A 14,197-nucleotide genomic window follows, 5' to 3' on the forward strand; every position below is an offset into this window, starting at 1 on the left:
CTACCCGCCTCCCGCAGTCGGCTGTCAACAGTCGCCTGACCTGCGGTTATTCGGTCAACTGCCTGGTCAGTGCGGAGGATGCCCAGGTCGCGCGCCGCGCCGGAGCGCCCCGGCCACCGCCGCGCGGGCCCGGCACATCACTCGTCCGGCCGTACGAATACCGTCCGGCCGCCGACGACCGTGCGCAGGCAGACCGGGAGGTCGGCGCCCGGGGTCAGGTCGGGCAGCCCGGGCGTGCCGGAGCGGGGGTCGGTGGACCAGCGCGCCACACGGTCGTCGGGTGCCTGGACGACGAGTTCCTCGGTGCGCCACACGGCGTAGTCCGCGGGGGCTCCGGGGACCAGAACACCCGCGTCGTCCCGTCCGACGGCGCGCCAGCCGCCGCGCGTATGCGCCGTGAACGCGGCGCGCACGGACACGCGGTGGGCCGGGGTGCGGTGGAAGGCGGCGGCGCGGACGGTGCCCCACGGGTCGAGGGGGGTCACGGGGCTGTCGGAGCCGAAGGCGAGCGGGACGCCGGCGCGCAGCAGCGCCGCGAACGGGTTGAGGGTACGGGCCCGTTCGGCGCCGAGGCGCTGGGCGTACATGCCGTCCTCGCCGCCCCACAGGGCGTCGAAGGCGGGCTGCACGGAGGCGGTGAGGCCCAGTTCGGCGAAGGCGGCGACGGTCTCGGGGGTGAGCATCTCGGCGTGCTCGACGCGGTGGCGGGCGGCGCGCACGCGGGCGAGTCCGACCTTCTCGGCGGCGGCGCGCATGCCGTCGACCACGGCGGTGACGGCGGCGTCCCCGATGGCGTGGAACCCCGCCTGGAGTCCGGCCTCGGTGCACCCGACGACGTGCGCGGCGACGGCGGCGGCGTCCAGGTAGGCGGTGCCGGTGTGGGCGGTGTCGGCGTACGGCTGGTGGAGGCAGGCGGTGTGCGAGCCGAGCGCCCCGTCGACGAAGAGGTCGCCGGCGGCGCCGACCGCTCCCAGGGCACGGGCCCGGGCGATGCCCTCGTCGCCGTGCTCTGCCCAGTAGCCGACGACGCGGGGGCCCGGCTGCTCGGCGGCGAGGGCCAGCAGCCCGGTGAAGTCGTCCTCGGAGGAGATCTCGGGGCCGGCGCACTCGTGGACGGAGCCGATGCCGAGCGAGGCGGCGTGGGTGAGCGCGGCGCGCTGCGCCTCGGTGCGCTGCGCGGGGGTGACGGCCCCGAACGCGGCGGCGCGCACGGCGTGGTGGGCGTCGCGGGTCAGCGGTCCGTCCGCGTACCCGGCGCGGCCGGTGACGCCGGGCACCAGGTCGAGCAGCGCCGTGGTGACGACGGCGGAGTGGACGTCGATGCGGGAGAGGTAGAGCGGGCGCCCGCCGGTCGCCTCGTCGAGTTCGGCGCGGGTCGGGGGCCTCCCGTCGGACCAGCGGGCGGCGTCCCAGCCGTGGCCGAGCAGGACCCGGTCGGCGGGCCGGGCGGCGGCGAAGTCGCGGACGAGGGCGAGGGCGGCGTCCAGGGAGGGGGCACCGGACAGGTCGAGGCCGGTGAGGGCGAGCCCGGTGGCGGTGGTGTGGACGTGGGCGTCGGTGAACGCGGGGGTGACGAGGGCGCCACCGAGGTCCACGACGTCGTCGACGCCGCTCGCGAAGGCGTCGGCCGCGCCCTCGGAGCCGACCCAGGCGATCTGCCCGCGCTCGACGACCATCGCGGTGGCGAAGGGGTCCGCGGGGCTGTGGACTTCTCCACCGCGCAGCAGCACGGTGTCCGACGGGGCGGTGCTCTCACTCATGGGCACCAGTCTCGCCCCTGGGAGCGCCCCGGCCGCGCGCGGGGGCCGGGAAGCGGGCGGGGCGCCGTCAGATGCGCGGCGGCCGTGCCTCGTACGGGGTGGAGAGCACCACGGTGGTGCGGGTGGAGACGCCTGCGAGGGAACGCACCCGGGCGAGCAGCTCCTCCAGTTCGTGCGGCGTCGAGACGCGCACCTTGAGGATGTAGTTCTCGTCACCTGCCACGCTGTGGCAGGCCTCGATCTCGGGGACGCCCGCCAGCCGTTCCGCGATGTCGTCCGGGGCGCTGGGGTCGAAGGGCTTCACCGAGATGAAGGCGGTCATGGGCAGCCCCACGGCGGCCGGGTCGACGACCGCGGCGTAGCCACGGATCACGCCGCGCTGCTCCAGCCGGCGCACCCGCTGGTGCACGGCCGACGTGGACAGGCCCGTGGCCTTGCCCAGGTCGGTGTAGCTCATCCGCCCGTCCTCGACGAGCAGCTGCACGATCTGTCGGTCCAGCTCCTCCATGGCGCAAGAACCTACAGGGCGTTGATCCCGGCGGATACCGAGCGGCCCAGGTCATAGCCGGTTCGTGATGTCGGCGCCCGCCGCCGGGGCGCCGTCCGGGAGGGACGATCCGGCCAGGTCGGGCACCTGCGGGAGGCATGTGACGAACGCCACAGTTCCGCGGCGCACTCCGTGATGTTCTCGCGATTACCTCGCAGGCCCGACGGGAAGTGCTTGGTGTGGTCGAGGTCGCAGCGCCTTGTCGGCCCACCCGAGGGGGAGAATCCCATGCAGAGTCTTAAGCGCCCTGGTCGTTCCACGCCCAAGAGGCAGCAGCCCGTCCTTGAGCCCGAGCCGGAGGGTGTCGAACCGGACGCCCTGGACGGCGAGGAGTTCGACGCGTACGACACCTTCGAGATGTACCGGGTGTTCTGCCCGGACTGTGCGCAGCCGATCGCGCTCCTCGCGGACGAGGAGGTCCTGCCCGAGCACGCGCTGTGCGCCTCGCCGTGGAACCCCTTCGGGCTGACGGTGTGCGCCGGTACGGGCCGTTCGGCCGCCGACGCCCGTCCCGCCGACGAGACGACGGAGCCTCAGGAGCAGGACACCGCGCTGCTGTTGACGCTCCCTCAGGGGCTCGACTGGCGGAAGCAGCCCTTCTCGCACGTCGGCGGTCCGGGCTCGCGCCCGATGAGGGTCCCCGGCATGCGGCGTCACGCCGCCTGAGTCAGTCCTCGTAGCTGCCCTGCACCATGGCTCGCAGGCTGCCGTGGTGCAGGATCAGTGTGTCCGGGTCGGCCGGGACGGCGGTCTCGCCGAAGTGCACCTGCCGGTGGGCGACGCGCAGCATGACGATCGCCTGCCGCAGCGCCGCGTAGAGGACGTAGAAGTCCATGTGGCGGGGTGTGTGGCCGGTGAGCCGGGCGTAGCGCCGTTCCACCCGGTCGCGGCGCAGGAAGCCGGGCAGCCCGGGCTGTCCGAGGCGCTCGGTCAGGTCCTGGAAGAAGCGGTGGAGGTAGATCGTCCAGCCGAGGTCGACCTCGCGCGGGGCCAGGGCCGCCATCTCCCAGTCGAGGACGGCCGCGGGTTCGAAGCCGTCGTAGACGACGTTGCCGATGCGGGCGTCGCCCCAGGTGAGCACCGGCTCTCCCGGCTCGCGCGGCCACAGCTCCTCCAGCCGGTCGAAGGCACTCTCGATGAGCGGTGAGCGCGGCAGGCCCTCGACGACCCAGTCGTAGTAGGCGCGTTGGGCCGTGACGTGCTCGCGCAGCCCGCCCGTCCCCCATGAGCGCAGGTACGGTTCCCGGCGCACGTCGATCCCGTCGTGCAGCCGCGCGAGGAGTCCGACCGTGGCGGCCTCCAGGTACTCGCGCTCCTCGTCGCTCGCGGCGTGCAGCCAGTTCCCCTCGTACGTGTAGGGCATCACGTCGGGCGGCACCCTGCCTTCGACGCGCTCCATGACGAAGAACGGCGCCCCGAGGGGTGCCGGGTCCTCCTCCAGCCACACCACTCGCGGCACCGGCAGCGTGGTGCGCTCGGCGACCAGGCGCATCGTGTGGAACTGCCGCGGCATGTCGTAGACGGGGAAGACCGCGTACGCGGCCGGGTCCGCCGCCAGTCGCAGCGCGCAGGCGCGGACGGGCGCCCGGGGGTGTTCCAGGTCGAAGAGCAGGGTCTCGCTGGACATGCCGTTCGACTCGGGGACGGTCACATGGGCGGCTTCGGCGCCCGGCAGCCGGGTGGTGAGCCAGGCGTTCAGCCGGCGGGTCAGCTCCTCCGGGTCCCGGGTCGTCGTGCGCGGACGGGGTGCCGTGGTCATCTCGCCACTCCCTTCAGGGCGCGACCGAGTCGAATCCGGTGAAGCCGCTGGGGTCGTGCCGGCCGAAGGAGGCGTGCTCGAAGATCCCGTGGCCGACCTGTCCGTCGAGCGTGAAGCGGGCCGCGTGGTCGGTCACGCCGTACGCGGCGAGCGGGTGCGCTCCCGGTCCGGCGAGGTCGTAGCGGCGGCGGTCGGTCCAGCCGCGCCCGCGCCAGGTGCCGTGCTGCCAGTCGTCGGCGGGCGGATAGCCGGCGCCGACCGCGAGCGGGGACGAGGTGAGCACCCGCACGCCCAGTTCGAGGGGCGCGCGGTGCCTGGGGTGGGTGAGGTGGACGACGGCGGACTCGGGGTGGCGCGTGCCGGGCCGGTAGGTGATGTCGGCCCGGGGCCAGCCGAGTTGGAGGTCTCGCTCACCGTGGCGCACGAGGGTCGCGTCGTTGAGCGAGCGGTGGCCGTCGGCGTCCTCCTCGGCGACGACCATCAGGAAGCGGTCCTCGAAGCGGACGGGCGACCAGATCCAGTGGAATCCCTCGGTCGGACTCTCCTCGGCGGTCCGGCCGCCCTCCTCGCCCGGGATCGGGCGCACGCCCCAGCTGCGGTCCCGGGTGCCGGTCCACTCCCCGCCGGACAGGGCGATCTCCTCGCCGCCGACCCGGATCCAGCCGTCGCAGTGCCCCGCCTGCACGAACCGCCTGCCCTCCAGCGTGAGCCGGCCGCCGCGCCGCTGGAGGTGGTGCGGTTCCCACAGTGCGGGGAAGTCCGCCGTCCAGTTGATCTCGCAGGACAGCCCGTCCGGGTCGCCGGGATCGGCGGCGCAGACCAGGACGAAGTCCTTGAGCGGGCGTTCGACGACGATGCGGAGCGGGCCGACGGACAGATTCATCCGGGTGTCGTCCCGCAGGGCGTCCGAGGCCCGTACGGCGTGCAGGGTGTCGCCCAGCCGCAGGGTCACATAGGCGTCGGTGACCCCCGTGTTCGGATACACGCCGAGGCCCATGATCAGTAGGGCCCGGCCTCCGTGGTCGAAGACGTGGAAGATGCCGCGGTCGTACGCGTTCCGGTCCCCTGTCGCCACGTGCTTCATGGACAGCGGGACCTGGTGCACGGGGTACTCGTCGAGGGCGATGGGGCGGTCGTCCGGCACGCAGGCCTCCTCGGGCGCACGGCAGTTGACGTCGCCCGGAGCGGTGCGGTGTCCCGGCGGCACAGCTGACGGTACGTCAGGTGGCGCCGCGGGGCCAGAGACGGGACGGCGGGCCCGGGGCGCCCGGGCCCGGGGCGCCGGCGCCCGCCCGAACACCCCGGTAGGGGCCCACCGCGAACTCAAGCCCGAATTCCCGCGCCGGTTACCTGCCCGCCGGTGCGCGCGTTGCCCGGGTATGACCCCCAGCTTCCCGGCCACCGGGCGTCGGCGCCGCATCTACGTCCCGCCCCCGGCGGCACCGGTTCCCCCGGGGCCTCAGCAGTACCAGGACCCGCCCATCTACCGCGCGCTGATCCGGACCTGGGCCGACCGCGGCCGCACGCTCCCGGGGCACGCCGACCCGGAGTGGGCCCGGCTGGCGGCGCCACCGGCCGGCCTGAGCCAGTTCGGCTCGGGCCGGGACCCGTTCAGCGTGAGTCCGGACCCGCGAGGTGACGGGCGATGACCATCCGCTGGATCTGATTGGTGCCCTCGACGATCTGGAGCACCTTGGCCTCGCGCATGTAGCGCTCCGCCGGGAAGTCCGCCGTGTACCCGTACCCGCCGAGCACCTGGACGGCGTCCGTGGTGACCTTCATGGCGGCGTCCGTGCACAGCAGCTTGGCCATGGCCGCCTGCTTGGAGAAGGGCCGCTCCGCGTCGCGCAGCCGGGCGGCGGCCAGGTACAGCGCCCGGCCGGCCTCGATCTGCGTCGCCATGTCGGCGAGCATGAAGCGCAGCCCCTGGAAGTCGGAGATCGGCCGCCCGAACTGCTGCCGTCCGTTGGCGTACGCGACCGCCTCGTCCAGTGCCGCCTGGGCGACGCCGATCGCGCAGGCCGCGATGCCGAGCCGCCCCGAGTCGAGGGCCGAGAGCGCGATCGCGAAGCCCTGCCCCTCCTCGCCGATGCGCCGGTCGTCGCCGACCCGGACGCCGTCGAAGTGGACCTGCGCGGTGGGCGAGCCCTTCATGCCCATCTTCTTCTCGGGTGCGGCGGCGCTGAGGCCCGCCGCGTCGCCGGGCACCAGGAAGGCGGAGATGCCCCGGGGGCCCTCCCCGCCCGTGCGCGCGAGGACGGTGTAGAAGTCGGCGACCCCGCCGTGCGTGATCCAGGCCTTGGTGCCATTGATCACCCACTCGTCGCCGTCCCGGACGGCCTTCGTGCGCAGGGACGCGGCATCCGATCCGGACGAGGGCTCCGAGAGGCAGTACGCGCCGAGGAGACCGCCGCCGAGCATGGCCGGCAGGTGCTCGGCCCGCTGCTCCTTGGTGCCGTAGTTCGCGAGCGCGTGGCAGGACAGGGAGTGCACGCTGACGCCGAGGCCGACGGTCAGGCGGGCGGCGGCGAGCTCTTCGAGGACCTGGAGGTACACCTCGTACGGCTGGTCTCCCCCGCCGTACTCGGAGTCGTACGGGAGTCCGAGCAGGCCCGATCCGGAGAGGAGCCCGAAGACGTCGCGCGGGAACCGTCCGGCGTCCTCCTCGGCGGCCGCCTTCGGTGCGATCTCGCGCTGCGCGATGTCGCGGACGAGCGAGATCAGATCCCGCGCCTCGTCCGTGGGCAGTTGACGGTCCACCGGCTGCGGGGCGCGGTCAGGCATGTCGACGCTCTCCTCCCTGTCGGGCACGTCGGCGGCGCACGCCTGGGATGGGGCGGGTCCACCGGGTCTTTCAGTGCCCAGCCGATGCTGCCCGTCCGGGTCGCGGAAGGTGCTGATCAGCGGCTGTGGCGCTGTGAGTATGCCCGATCGGAGGCACCGAGTCACCAGTTAACGACCGCTTACTAAAAGAAAGGGAAATTGGTCCGAACCATTGACGCACTGGTCTAGTCCTCCTACTGTTCCTGCAACGCGTCACCGCGTTCATGCCAAACGGCAACCGGGGGCCCGGACCGCGCCTCTCCGCATCACCTCAGGCACCTCCCACGCGGGTCCGGCAGCACGGCCCCCACACGTTCCCCTCCCCCCACGAGGAGACACGATGTCCCTACCGCACCGCTCCCGTCTCAGGGCGCTCCTGTCCGCCGCGTGTTGCGCCGCCCTCGGCGCCGGACTGCTCGCCGGCGCGGGCGCCGCGGCGGCCGACGAGTCCGGCACCGCCACGGCCGCGCGTCAGACCACCGCCGCGGCCGGCTCCAAGGTCGTCGGCTACTTCACCGAATGGGGCGTCTACGACCGGAACTACCACGTCAAGAACATCGAGACGTCCGGTTCGGCCGCCAAGCTCACCCACATCAACTACGCCTTCGGCAACGTCACCGGCGGCAAGTGCGCCATGGGCGACGCCTACGCGGCGACCGACAAGGCGTACACCGCGGCCCAGTCCGTCGACGGCGTCGCCGACACCTGGGACCAGCCGCTGCGCGGCAACTTCAACCAGCTGCGCAAGCTCAAGAAGCTGCACCCGAACCTCAAGGTGCTCTGGTCCTTCGGCGGCTGGACCTGGTCGGGCGGCTTCACCGAGGCCGCGAAGAACCCGGCGGCGTTCGCCCAGTCCTGCTACGACCTGGTCGAGAACTCCAAGTGGGCCGACGTCTTCGACGGCATCGACATCGACTGGGAGTACCCCAACGCCTGCGGTCTCACCTGTGACACCAGCGGCCGGGCCGCCTACAAGAACCTGATGGCGGCGCTGCGCGCGAAGTTCGGCAGCGGCAACCTGCTCACGTCGGCGATCCCGGCCGACGCGACCAGCGGCGGCAAGATCGACGCGGCCGACTACGCGGGCGCCGCGCAGTACGTCAACTGGTACAACCCGATGACGTACGACTTCTTCGGCGCCTGGGACGCGACCGGCCCCACGGCCCCGCACTCGCCGCTGAACTCCTACACCGGGATCCCGAAGGCGGGTTACCACACCTCCGCGACGATCGCGAAGCTCAAGGGCCTCGGCGTCCCGGCCTCCAAGCTGCTGCTCGGCATCGGCTTCTACGGGCGCGGCTGGACCGGCGTGACCCAGTCGGCACCCGGCGGCACGGCCACGGGCCCGGCGGCGGGCACGTACGAGCAGGGCATCGACGACTACAAGGTGCTCAAGACGAAGTGCCCGGCGACCGGCACCGTCGGCGGTACGGCGTACGCCAAGTGCGGCAGCGACTGGTGGAGTTACGACACCCCGTCGACCATCGCCGGGAAGATGAACTACAAGAACGCGCAGGGCCTGGGAGGCACCTTCTTCTGGGAGCTGAGCGGTGACACCTCGAACGGCGAGCTGATCAAGTCGATCAACTGAGCTGTTCGGCACCACACTTGGGGCGGGGGTCCGGCGGCTCCCGCCCCTTGGTCAGCCGTCCCGGCGGGCGGCGGCCGGAGTCACGTACGACGGGTCGATCTCCTCGACGGCCCGCAGCGCGCCGCCCAGCATCTTCACGAGCAGTTCGCGCATGGTGTCGCGTGACAGGTCCCGGCGGTCGATCCAGTCCAGGGTCGCGCCCTCGACACTGCACAGCCAGGCGAGCAGCGCCGCCCGGGGCAGCGGCGCGACGGCCGGCGGGCCGCCTCCGGCCCCGGCCGGGCGCATGGGTCCCCACGCCCCCTCGGCGATCGTGGTGATGATCGCCTCGCGCACGCCGTCACGGATGGCCTGCACCTCCGCGTCGAAACCGACGCCGCCGCTGATGATCGTGCGGTACGCGGCCTGGTGGTGCTCGGCGAAGCGGAGATAGGCGTCGATGGTGCGGTGCACGCGCTGGTCGGGGGGCAGGTCGAGACCGCCGGCCGCGCGGGAGACCAGGTCGGCGACCGAGTCCTCGACGATGGCCAGGTAGTAGCCGCGCTTGGACTGGAAGTAGTAGTAGATCAGCCCTTTGGCGACCTGCGCCTGCCGGGCGATGTCGTCCATCGACAGCGCGTCGTAGGACCTGTCGGCGAACAACTTCCGTCCGACCGCGATGAGTTCGGCGCGGCGGGCCACCGAGCGGTCGGTGCCTCGCGCACGTGGGCGGTCGAGACCGCGCTGCTGGCTGCTGTTCAATTCGGCCCTGGTCTCCAACTGCCGACGGGACATCGGCAGTATGGCAGAGCCAGGTCAGCCGCCTGTTCGACGCCGACCGGCGGCTCCTGGGGCGCACCGGCCGCTTCGGCCGCGGTCGCGGTCTCGCGAGCCGGCGCCGGCGTCGCCGCCTCGGGTCACAGCAGTCCGAGCTGGGTGACGAGCATCGCCAGGACCACGACGAGGAGCCAGCCGACGGCGTGTTCGAGGATCTTCGGCCCGTCTTCGCGGGGTCCGCCGGTGCGGGCACGGGCACGGGCGGCGGTGGCGGAGGTCGCGGTCATGGCTTCTCGCAGACGTGAGTGGTGCGGTGGCTCCCCGCCCGCCGGCTCCCCACCGACCCGACCACCTTGCCACCGGAGGAGGCCGTCGCGGTAGAGAGCTTGGTCACGCCGGCGCTTCCCGGGGTTCTCGGGCCCTGCAATCCCATACGTACGTGCGGGGTGTGCGACCCCTCACACGTCACGCCCGGCTCCGGACCGGCTGGTGGACCCCGGTCCGGAGCCGGGCGCGGGGCGGCCCCCGGCGACGTGGGACCGCCCCGACGCCCCGCCGGACCCCTTCTACCGGACGCCCACCGCGGCGAGCGCCTTGCGCTGGCGCGCCGAGGCGTGTGCGGGGAAGTACAGGTAGCAGACCCCGCCGGTGCCGGAGACGACCTTGCCGGAGGCGTTGTAGCGCTTGGTGCGGAGCCAGATGTTCTCGAATTCGCGCCTGTTGTAGACCCGGCGCACGGCGTCGTCGCTCGGTGACGCCGGGTCGTTGGCGATCACGTCGCCGTCCGCGGTGAAACCGATGACGGTCATCAGGTGGCCCGAGGTGCCGTAGCCCGCCCCGGTCAGCTCCGTCTTGAGGAACGACTGCGACGTTATGGCCGGGATGCCGGCCGCGATCAGCGTCTCCAGGTCGGTGAGCGAGCCGAGCCGGGTCACCACGCCCTGGAGGTCCTTGTACGTCGCCGCGTAGGCGGCGTTGAAGGGCCAGTTGCCGCAGCCGTCGTACTGGTAGTCGTAGGTGAACCGGGCCGCGTGGCACACCTGCGGGTCCCGGTAGGCCGGGTCGACCCAGGCGAGCTGCTCCGCCGTGGGCCGGCGCCCCCAGTACTCGATGATCATCTGGGAGGAGGTGGGGCTGCACCAGGCCTCGCCGCCGTTGTCGTACTGCGGGTACTGGCCGGCGTGGATCTCCTGCGAGTACCGCGGGACGCTCAGCTCACCGGCGAGGCCGGGCGTGGAGGCCGGGACGGTGAAGCGGTCGGGGACGTCGGAACCCATCACGCCGGCCCGCCACACCGTCGGCGTCAGGTCCGTGCCCGGGGTGCGGTACAGCGTGAGCCGCAGCCGGCAGGAGACCAGGCGCAGGCCGGAGGCGGCGTCGTCGACGGCGAAGGTGTCCGTCCAGACGGTGCTCTTGCCGTCGCTCTGGTCGTCGACGGAGGTCCGCCTGATGTCCTGGTCGCCGGACGCCCAGCGGCCCATCACGTACCAGGGGGTGTCCGTGCCGTCGGAGTAGGTGCCCGTCAGCTCGATCTGGAGCCAGGTGCCGGCCGGGGTCCGCGCGTTCCACGAGGCGATGACCTCGGTGGCGGGGACGGTGAGCCGGTGGACCGGGGACGTCCAGGTCGCGTACTCCCAGGTGGCGGTCTTCTGGGTGTGCGGGTCGGTGTAGTCGGTGGTGCCCGCCGGGGTGGCGACGACGATGCCCGGCCGGGCGCCCGGGACCGCGCGGGTCCCCCGGGCGGCGCCCGCGCGCCAGTCGGGGTACGAGGTCCAGGCGTGGTTGTCCACGAGGCCGCCCGGGGCTTTCGCCGGGCGCGTCGGGGTGGCGGCGGCCGCCGGCCCCGCCGCACCGGCGGCCGCCACGGCCACGGCGGCGGCGAGGACGGTTCTGCGGGACGGTTCGGAAGCTCTGGTCATGGGTGAGTGACCCCCAGTAGTCCGGAAGGGGCGGTTCGACAGCACGGCTGTGGCCCAACTATGGATGCCGGAGGCCGACTTCTGCCAGCACTTCGGGCCTCGCCGCGCCCACCAATATTGGTCGGGACCACTGGCATGACCTGCGTGTCCCGGTCCGGGCCGGGTCCGGGGCCGGACGGGCGGGGGCCCCGGCGCACGGGAGTGCCGTGTGCCGGGGCCCGGTGGCGGCGGGTCAGATGAGGTCCATGGCGGCGACCTCGTCGGGGCGGCCGTAGCTGACCGGCCCCTGGAAGCGGCGGCGGGCGGTGGCGAACCACCAGACGGTCGCGATCACCAGGACGGCGGCCAGGGCGATCGGCGCGTAGTTGAACGTGTCGACGGTGATCGGCGAGGCCTGCGGCAGCATGAACAGGACGCTGCTGAGGAGGATCCAGGTGACGGCGAGGACACCGACCGGCCTGCTCCAGCGGCCCAGGTGCCAGGGGCCGGGGCGGAACTCGTCGCCGAGCCGCAACCGCAGGAAGATCGGCACGGCGTAGGCGAGGAAGAGCCCCACGACGTTCACGCTGACGATCGCCGTGAACGCGGTGTGGGACCACCAGCCCGGCAGCACCAACGCGAGGGAGCAGCCGACCGCCAGCCAGACCGCCTTGACGGGTGTGCGGGTGCGCGGTGAGACCGAGTGCCACCAGCGCGAGCCCGGCATGGCCCCGTCCCGGGAGAAGGCGAAGATCTGCCGGGTGTTGCTGGTCAGGTTGGCCAGGCCGCAGAAGAGCATGGCCCCGATGACGATCAGCAGGATCAGCTTCGCGGTGGCCGGGCCGAGGCCGTCCAGGAGGATCTGCACGGGCGGCGCCGAGGAGCCCGCGACCCGGTCGTAGTCCTGGATGCTGAGGACGAGCGCGAGCATGAGGACCAGACCGGTGACCGCCGACCATCCGATCGCGCGGGTGATCCCCTTCGGCGCGTTGACCGTGGCGCGGACGGTTTCCTCCGACATGTGGAAGCTGCCGTCGAAGCCGGTGAAGGTCCAACTGGTGACCAGCAGGCCGAGCATGCCGCCGTAAATCCCGTTGGTGAAGCCGGTGTTGTTCGCGAAATGCGTGACGAACGACGTCGGCTGATGATGGTCGGGCATCACGGTGAGCGTGCCGACGATGACGACGAGTCCGATCAGCAGCCACCACACGGAGATGCGGTTGAGGAGTGCGACCACCCGCACGGTGTAGGTGTTGGCCAGTCCCTGGAGCACGATGATCAGCGCCGTGATCAGGACCGTCTGGTGGGCGGTGGGCTCGTACGAGGGCCACTGCAGCGCGACGAACGCCTGGATGAAGGTGGCGGCCGCGTATCCGGTGGCGGCCGTGCCGCCGACCTGGCCGACGAAGTTGAGCCAGCCCGTGTACCAGGACCAGGCGCCCTTGTGCCGTCTGGCGAGTTTCCCGGCGGAGAAATAGAGAGCTCCGCTCGTCGGGTAAGCGGAAGCGACCTCCGCCATCGCGGCCCCGATGAAGAGCACCATGACGGAGACGCCGATCCAGCCGAAAACGAGAATGCGCGGGCCGCCCGCGTTCATTCCGTATCCGAAGGAGGAGAAAATACCCGAGACGATGTTGATGATGGTGAACGAGATCGCGAAATTGTCGAACGCCTGGAATCGGCGGGTGAGTTTCCGTGGATATCCCATCGCATGGAGCGTGGCGTCGTCGTCGAGCGCCGCGGCGTCCGCGCCGCCGCGGGCTCTCGTGCGCGGGGCCGATAACCGTTCTGACACAGCCGGGCCTTTCTCGTGGGGGGGGGAGGTGGGGCGGAGGACCGGGACGGATGGGTCAGGCCGCTCCGGGGACGGGCAGCCCGCAGGTCCGCCGGGCTCGGGAGAGCTGGTCCTCGGGATCGCCGAACACGCTCCAGGGCATCCGGGACGCGTACGGGCCCATGGCCATGAGGACGGCCCGCGCCTCGAACTCGCGCTGGGCCATGACCAGTGCGTGCGCCAGGTACGCCAGGTCGAGCACGGGCGTGAAGCGGTAGCCGGCCACGTGCGGCAGCCAGTTCTGGTAGACGGCGAGCGCGGCGGACCGCCACTGCGGCTGCTCCCAGACGCGGTCGGCGAGCAGCTGGGAGGGGTCGTAGCTCTCGACCAGGGCCACCAGCGGCAGCAGCCGCAGAGGTGAGGAGACCGGCGCCCGCTGGCTCAGGAAGGCCGCGACGTCCCAGGCCGCGTTCACCGAGCCGCCGTGCCGGGTGAAGAAGAACGCCAGGAAGCGGTGGTGCCCCTCGCGGTGCCAGGGGTCGAGCCGCAGGATGTGCGAGAACAGCTGCCAGGGGCCGGACGGCGCGGTGAGAAGTCCCTGCGGGGCGGGATCGCGGATGTCGTGGAGCCGGGCCATGGCCAGTTTGGCCACCGACGGCGTGGGGTCGTACGGCGCCGTCGTCGCGGCGCGGTCGCAGGCCGCCACCGCGATCCGCTCCAGCGCCTCGGCCCGCTCGTCCCGGGCGTCGGCGGCCCGCAGCGCCCGCAGCACGGCCACCCGCGCCCACAGCAGGGCCGCTTCGGGGCCCTGCTCCTCGGCCAGCCAGCGTTCCGCGAGATCGGAGTCGGCGGCCTCGGAGGCAAGGACCAGGGAGCGGTGGGCGCGCAGTCCGAAATCGCGGCGCGTCTCGGCCAGCGCCTCGTGGGCACTGAGATACCGGCCGGCTCTCACATCGGTGCAGACGCTCGCGAGCCTGCGGTCGTCGGCAGCCGGATGCCACACGTACTGCCCCTCGAACAACCCCGCGGTCATGTTCCCCTGTCCGTCCCCGTACGACACCGCTGCGCCGTGTCCGCCGACGGTGCCGCATTTCGGTCAGGACGCGGCCGGCCCCGCACGGACAGCAACACGAAGACTACTCAGCATCAAGGGCAACCGGAACGGCACCGTGGAATTGGCAGGTTTTACCCCCCTCAGGCGCGGCGGCGGGAATGACCGACCGTTTATTCGTTCAATTCGACACCATCCGCCTTCCTCCGAATTCTTCCGGTATCGACCGCTGTAGAAT

12 protein-coding genes are annotated in these 14,197 nt (G+C 72.4%); 2 read left to right on the forward strand and 10 right to left on the reverse strand.

The annotated features are described in order from the left end of the window. Positions 1–137: 137 nt before the first annotated feature. Together ACFYQQ_RS36605 and ACFYQQ_RS36610 are read right to left on the reverse strand one after the other, a co-directional pair. The gene (locus tag ACFYQQ_RS36605) at positions 138–1,760 is read right to left on the reverse strand and encodes an amidohydrolase (protein WP_356166429.1); all 1,623 of its coding nucleotides are present in this window, start codon (positions 1,758–1,760) and stop codon (positions 138–140) included. A 67-nt stretch (positions 1,761–1,827) separates the two neighbouring features. Continuing rightward, positions 1,828–2,268 (reverse strand): Lrp/AsnC family transcriptional regulator, encoded by a 441-nt coding sequence (locus ACFYQQ_RS36610; protein ID WP_355790884.1) that lies wholly within the window; start codon positions 2,266–2,268, stop codon positions 1,828–1,830. A 267-nt stretch (positions 2,269–2,535) separates the two neighbouring features. Here ACFYQQ_RS36610 and ACFYQQ_RS36615 point away from each other — a divergent pair, with 267 nt between their 5' ends. Further along, the gene (locus ACFYQQ_RS36615; protein ID WP_355790887.1) at positions 2,536–2,973 is read left to right on the forward strand and encodes a hypothetical protein; all 438 of its coding nucleotides are present in this window, start codon (positions 2,536–2,538) and stop codon (positions 2,971–2,973) included. Between the two features lies 1 nt (position 2,974). Here the strand turns inward: ACFYQQ_RS36615 and ACFYQQ_RS36620 are convergent, their stop codons facing one another. From ACFYQQ_RS36620 to ACFYQQ_RS36630, 3 genes are all read right to left on the reverse strand, one after another. Further along, entirely contained in the window at positions 2,975–4,066 is a 1,092-nt protein-coding gene (locus ACFYQQ_RS36620) for a phosphotransferase family protein (protein ID WP_355790890.1), read from the reverse strand. A 13-nt stretch (positions 4,067–4,079) separates the two neighbouring features. Next, positions 4,080–5,210, reverse strand: a complete 1,131-nt coding sequence (locus ACFYQQ_RS36625; RefSeq protein ID WP_355790893.1) for a hypothetical protein — start codon at positions 5,208–5,210, stop codon at positions 4,080–4,082. A gap of 467 nt (positions 5,211–5,677) precedes the next feature. Further along, positions 5,678–6,850: an acyl-CoA dehydrogenase family protein gene (locus ACFYQQ_RS36630; RefSeq protein ID WP_356166441.1), complete on the reverse strand. Its 1,173-nt coding sequence runs from the start codon at positions 6,848–6,850 to the stop codon at positions 5,678–5,680. A 379-nt stretch (positions 6,851–7,229) separates the two neighbouring features. Between ACFYQQ_RS36630 and ACFYQQ_RS36635 the strand changes: the two genes are divergently transcribed. Further along, positions 7,230–8,480, forward strand: coding sequence for a glycoside hydrolase family 18 protein (locus tag ACFYQQ_RS36635; RefSeq protein ID WP_356166444.1), 1,251 nt, complete (start codon positions 7,230–7,232; stop codon positions 8,478–8,480). Between the two features lie 51 nt (positions 8,481–8,531). On the opposite strand, the gene ACFYQQ_RS36640 is transcribed toward ACFYQQ_RS36635, so the two are convergent. The 5 genes from ACFYQQ_RS36640 to ACFYQQ_RS36660 form a co-directional block, all read right to left on the reverse strand. Continuing rightward, positions 8,532–9,221 (reverse strand): helix-turn-helix domain-containing protein, encoded by a 690-nt coding sequence (locus ACFYQQ_RS36640; protein WP_356166671.1) that lies wholly within the window; start codon positions 9,219–9,221, stop codon positions 8,532–8,534. A gap of 155 nt (positions 9,222–9,376) precedes the next feature. Beyond that, entirely contained in the window at positions 9,377–9,523 is a 147-nt protein-coding gene (locus ACFYQQ_RS36645; RefSeq protein ID WP_355794440.1) for an SCO1431 family membrane protein, read from the reverse strand. Between the two features lie 279 nt (positions 9,524–9,802). Beyond that, the gene (locus tag ACFYQQ_RS36650) at positions 9,803–11,155 is read right to left on the reverse strand and encodes a peptidase C39 family protein (RefSeq protein ID WP_356166447.1); all 1,353 of its coding nucleotides are present in this window, start codon (positions 11,153–11,155) and stop codon (positions 9,803–9,805) included. 232 nt (positions 11,156–11,387) lie between these two features. After that, positions 11,388–12,929 carry an amino acid permease gene (locus tag ACFYQQ_RS36655; protein ID WP_355787683.1) on the reverse strand — a complete coding sequence of 514 codons (1,542 nt, stop codon included), beginning with the start codon at positions 12,927–12,929 and terminating at the stop codon, positions 11,388–11,390. A gap of 55 nt (positions 12,930–12,984) precedes the next feature. Beyond that, entirely contained in the window at positions 12,985–13,941 is a 957-nt protein-coding gene (locus ACFYQQ_RS36660; protein ID WP_388906863.1) for a hypothetical protein, read from the reverse strand. Positions 13,942–14,197 lie beyond the last annotated feature (256 nt).

This window comes from Streptomyces sp. NPDC005496 (assembly GCF_042872045.1).
Lineage (GTDB): Bacteria > Actinomycetota > Actinomycetes > Streptomycetales > Streptomycetaceae > Streptomyces.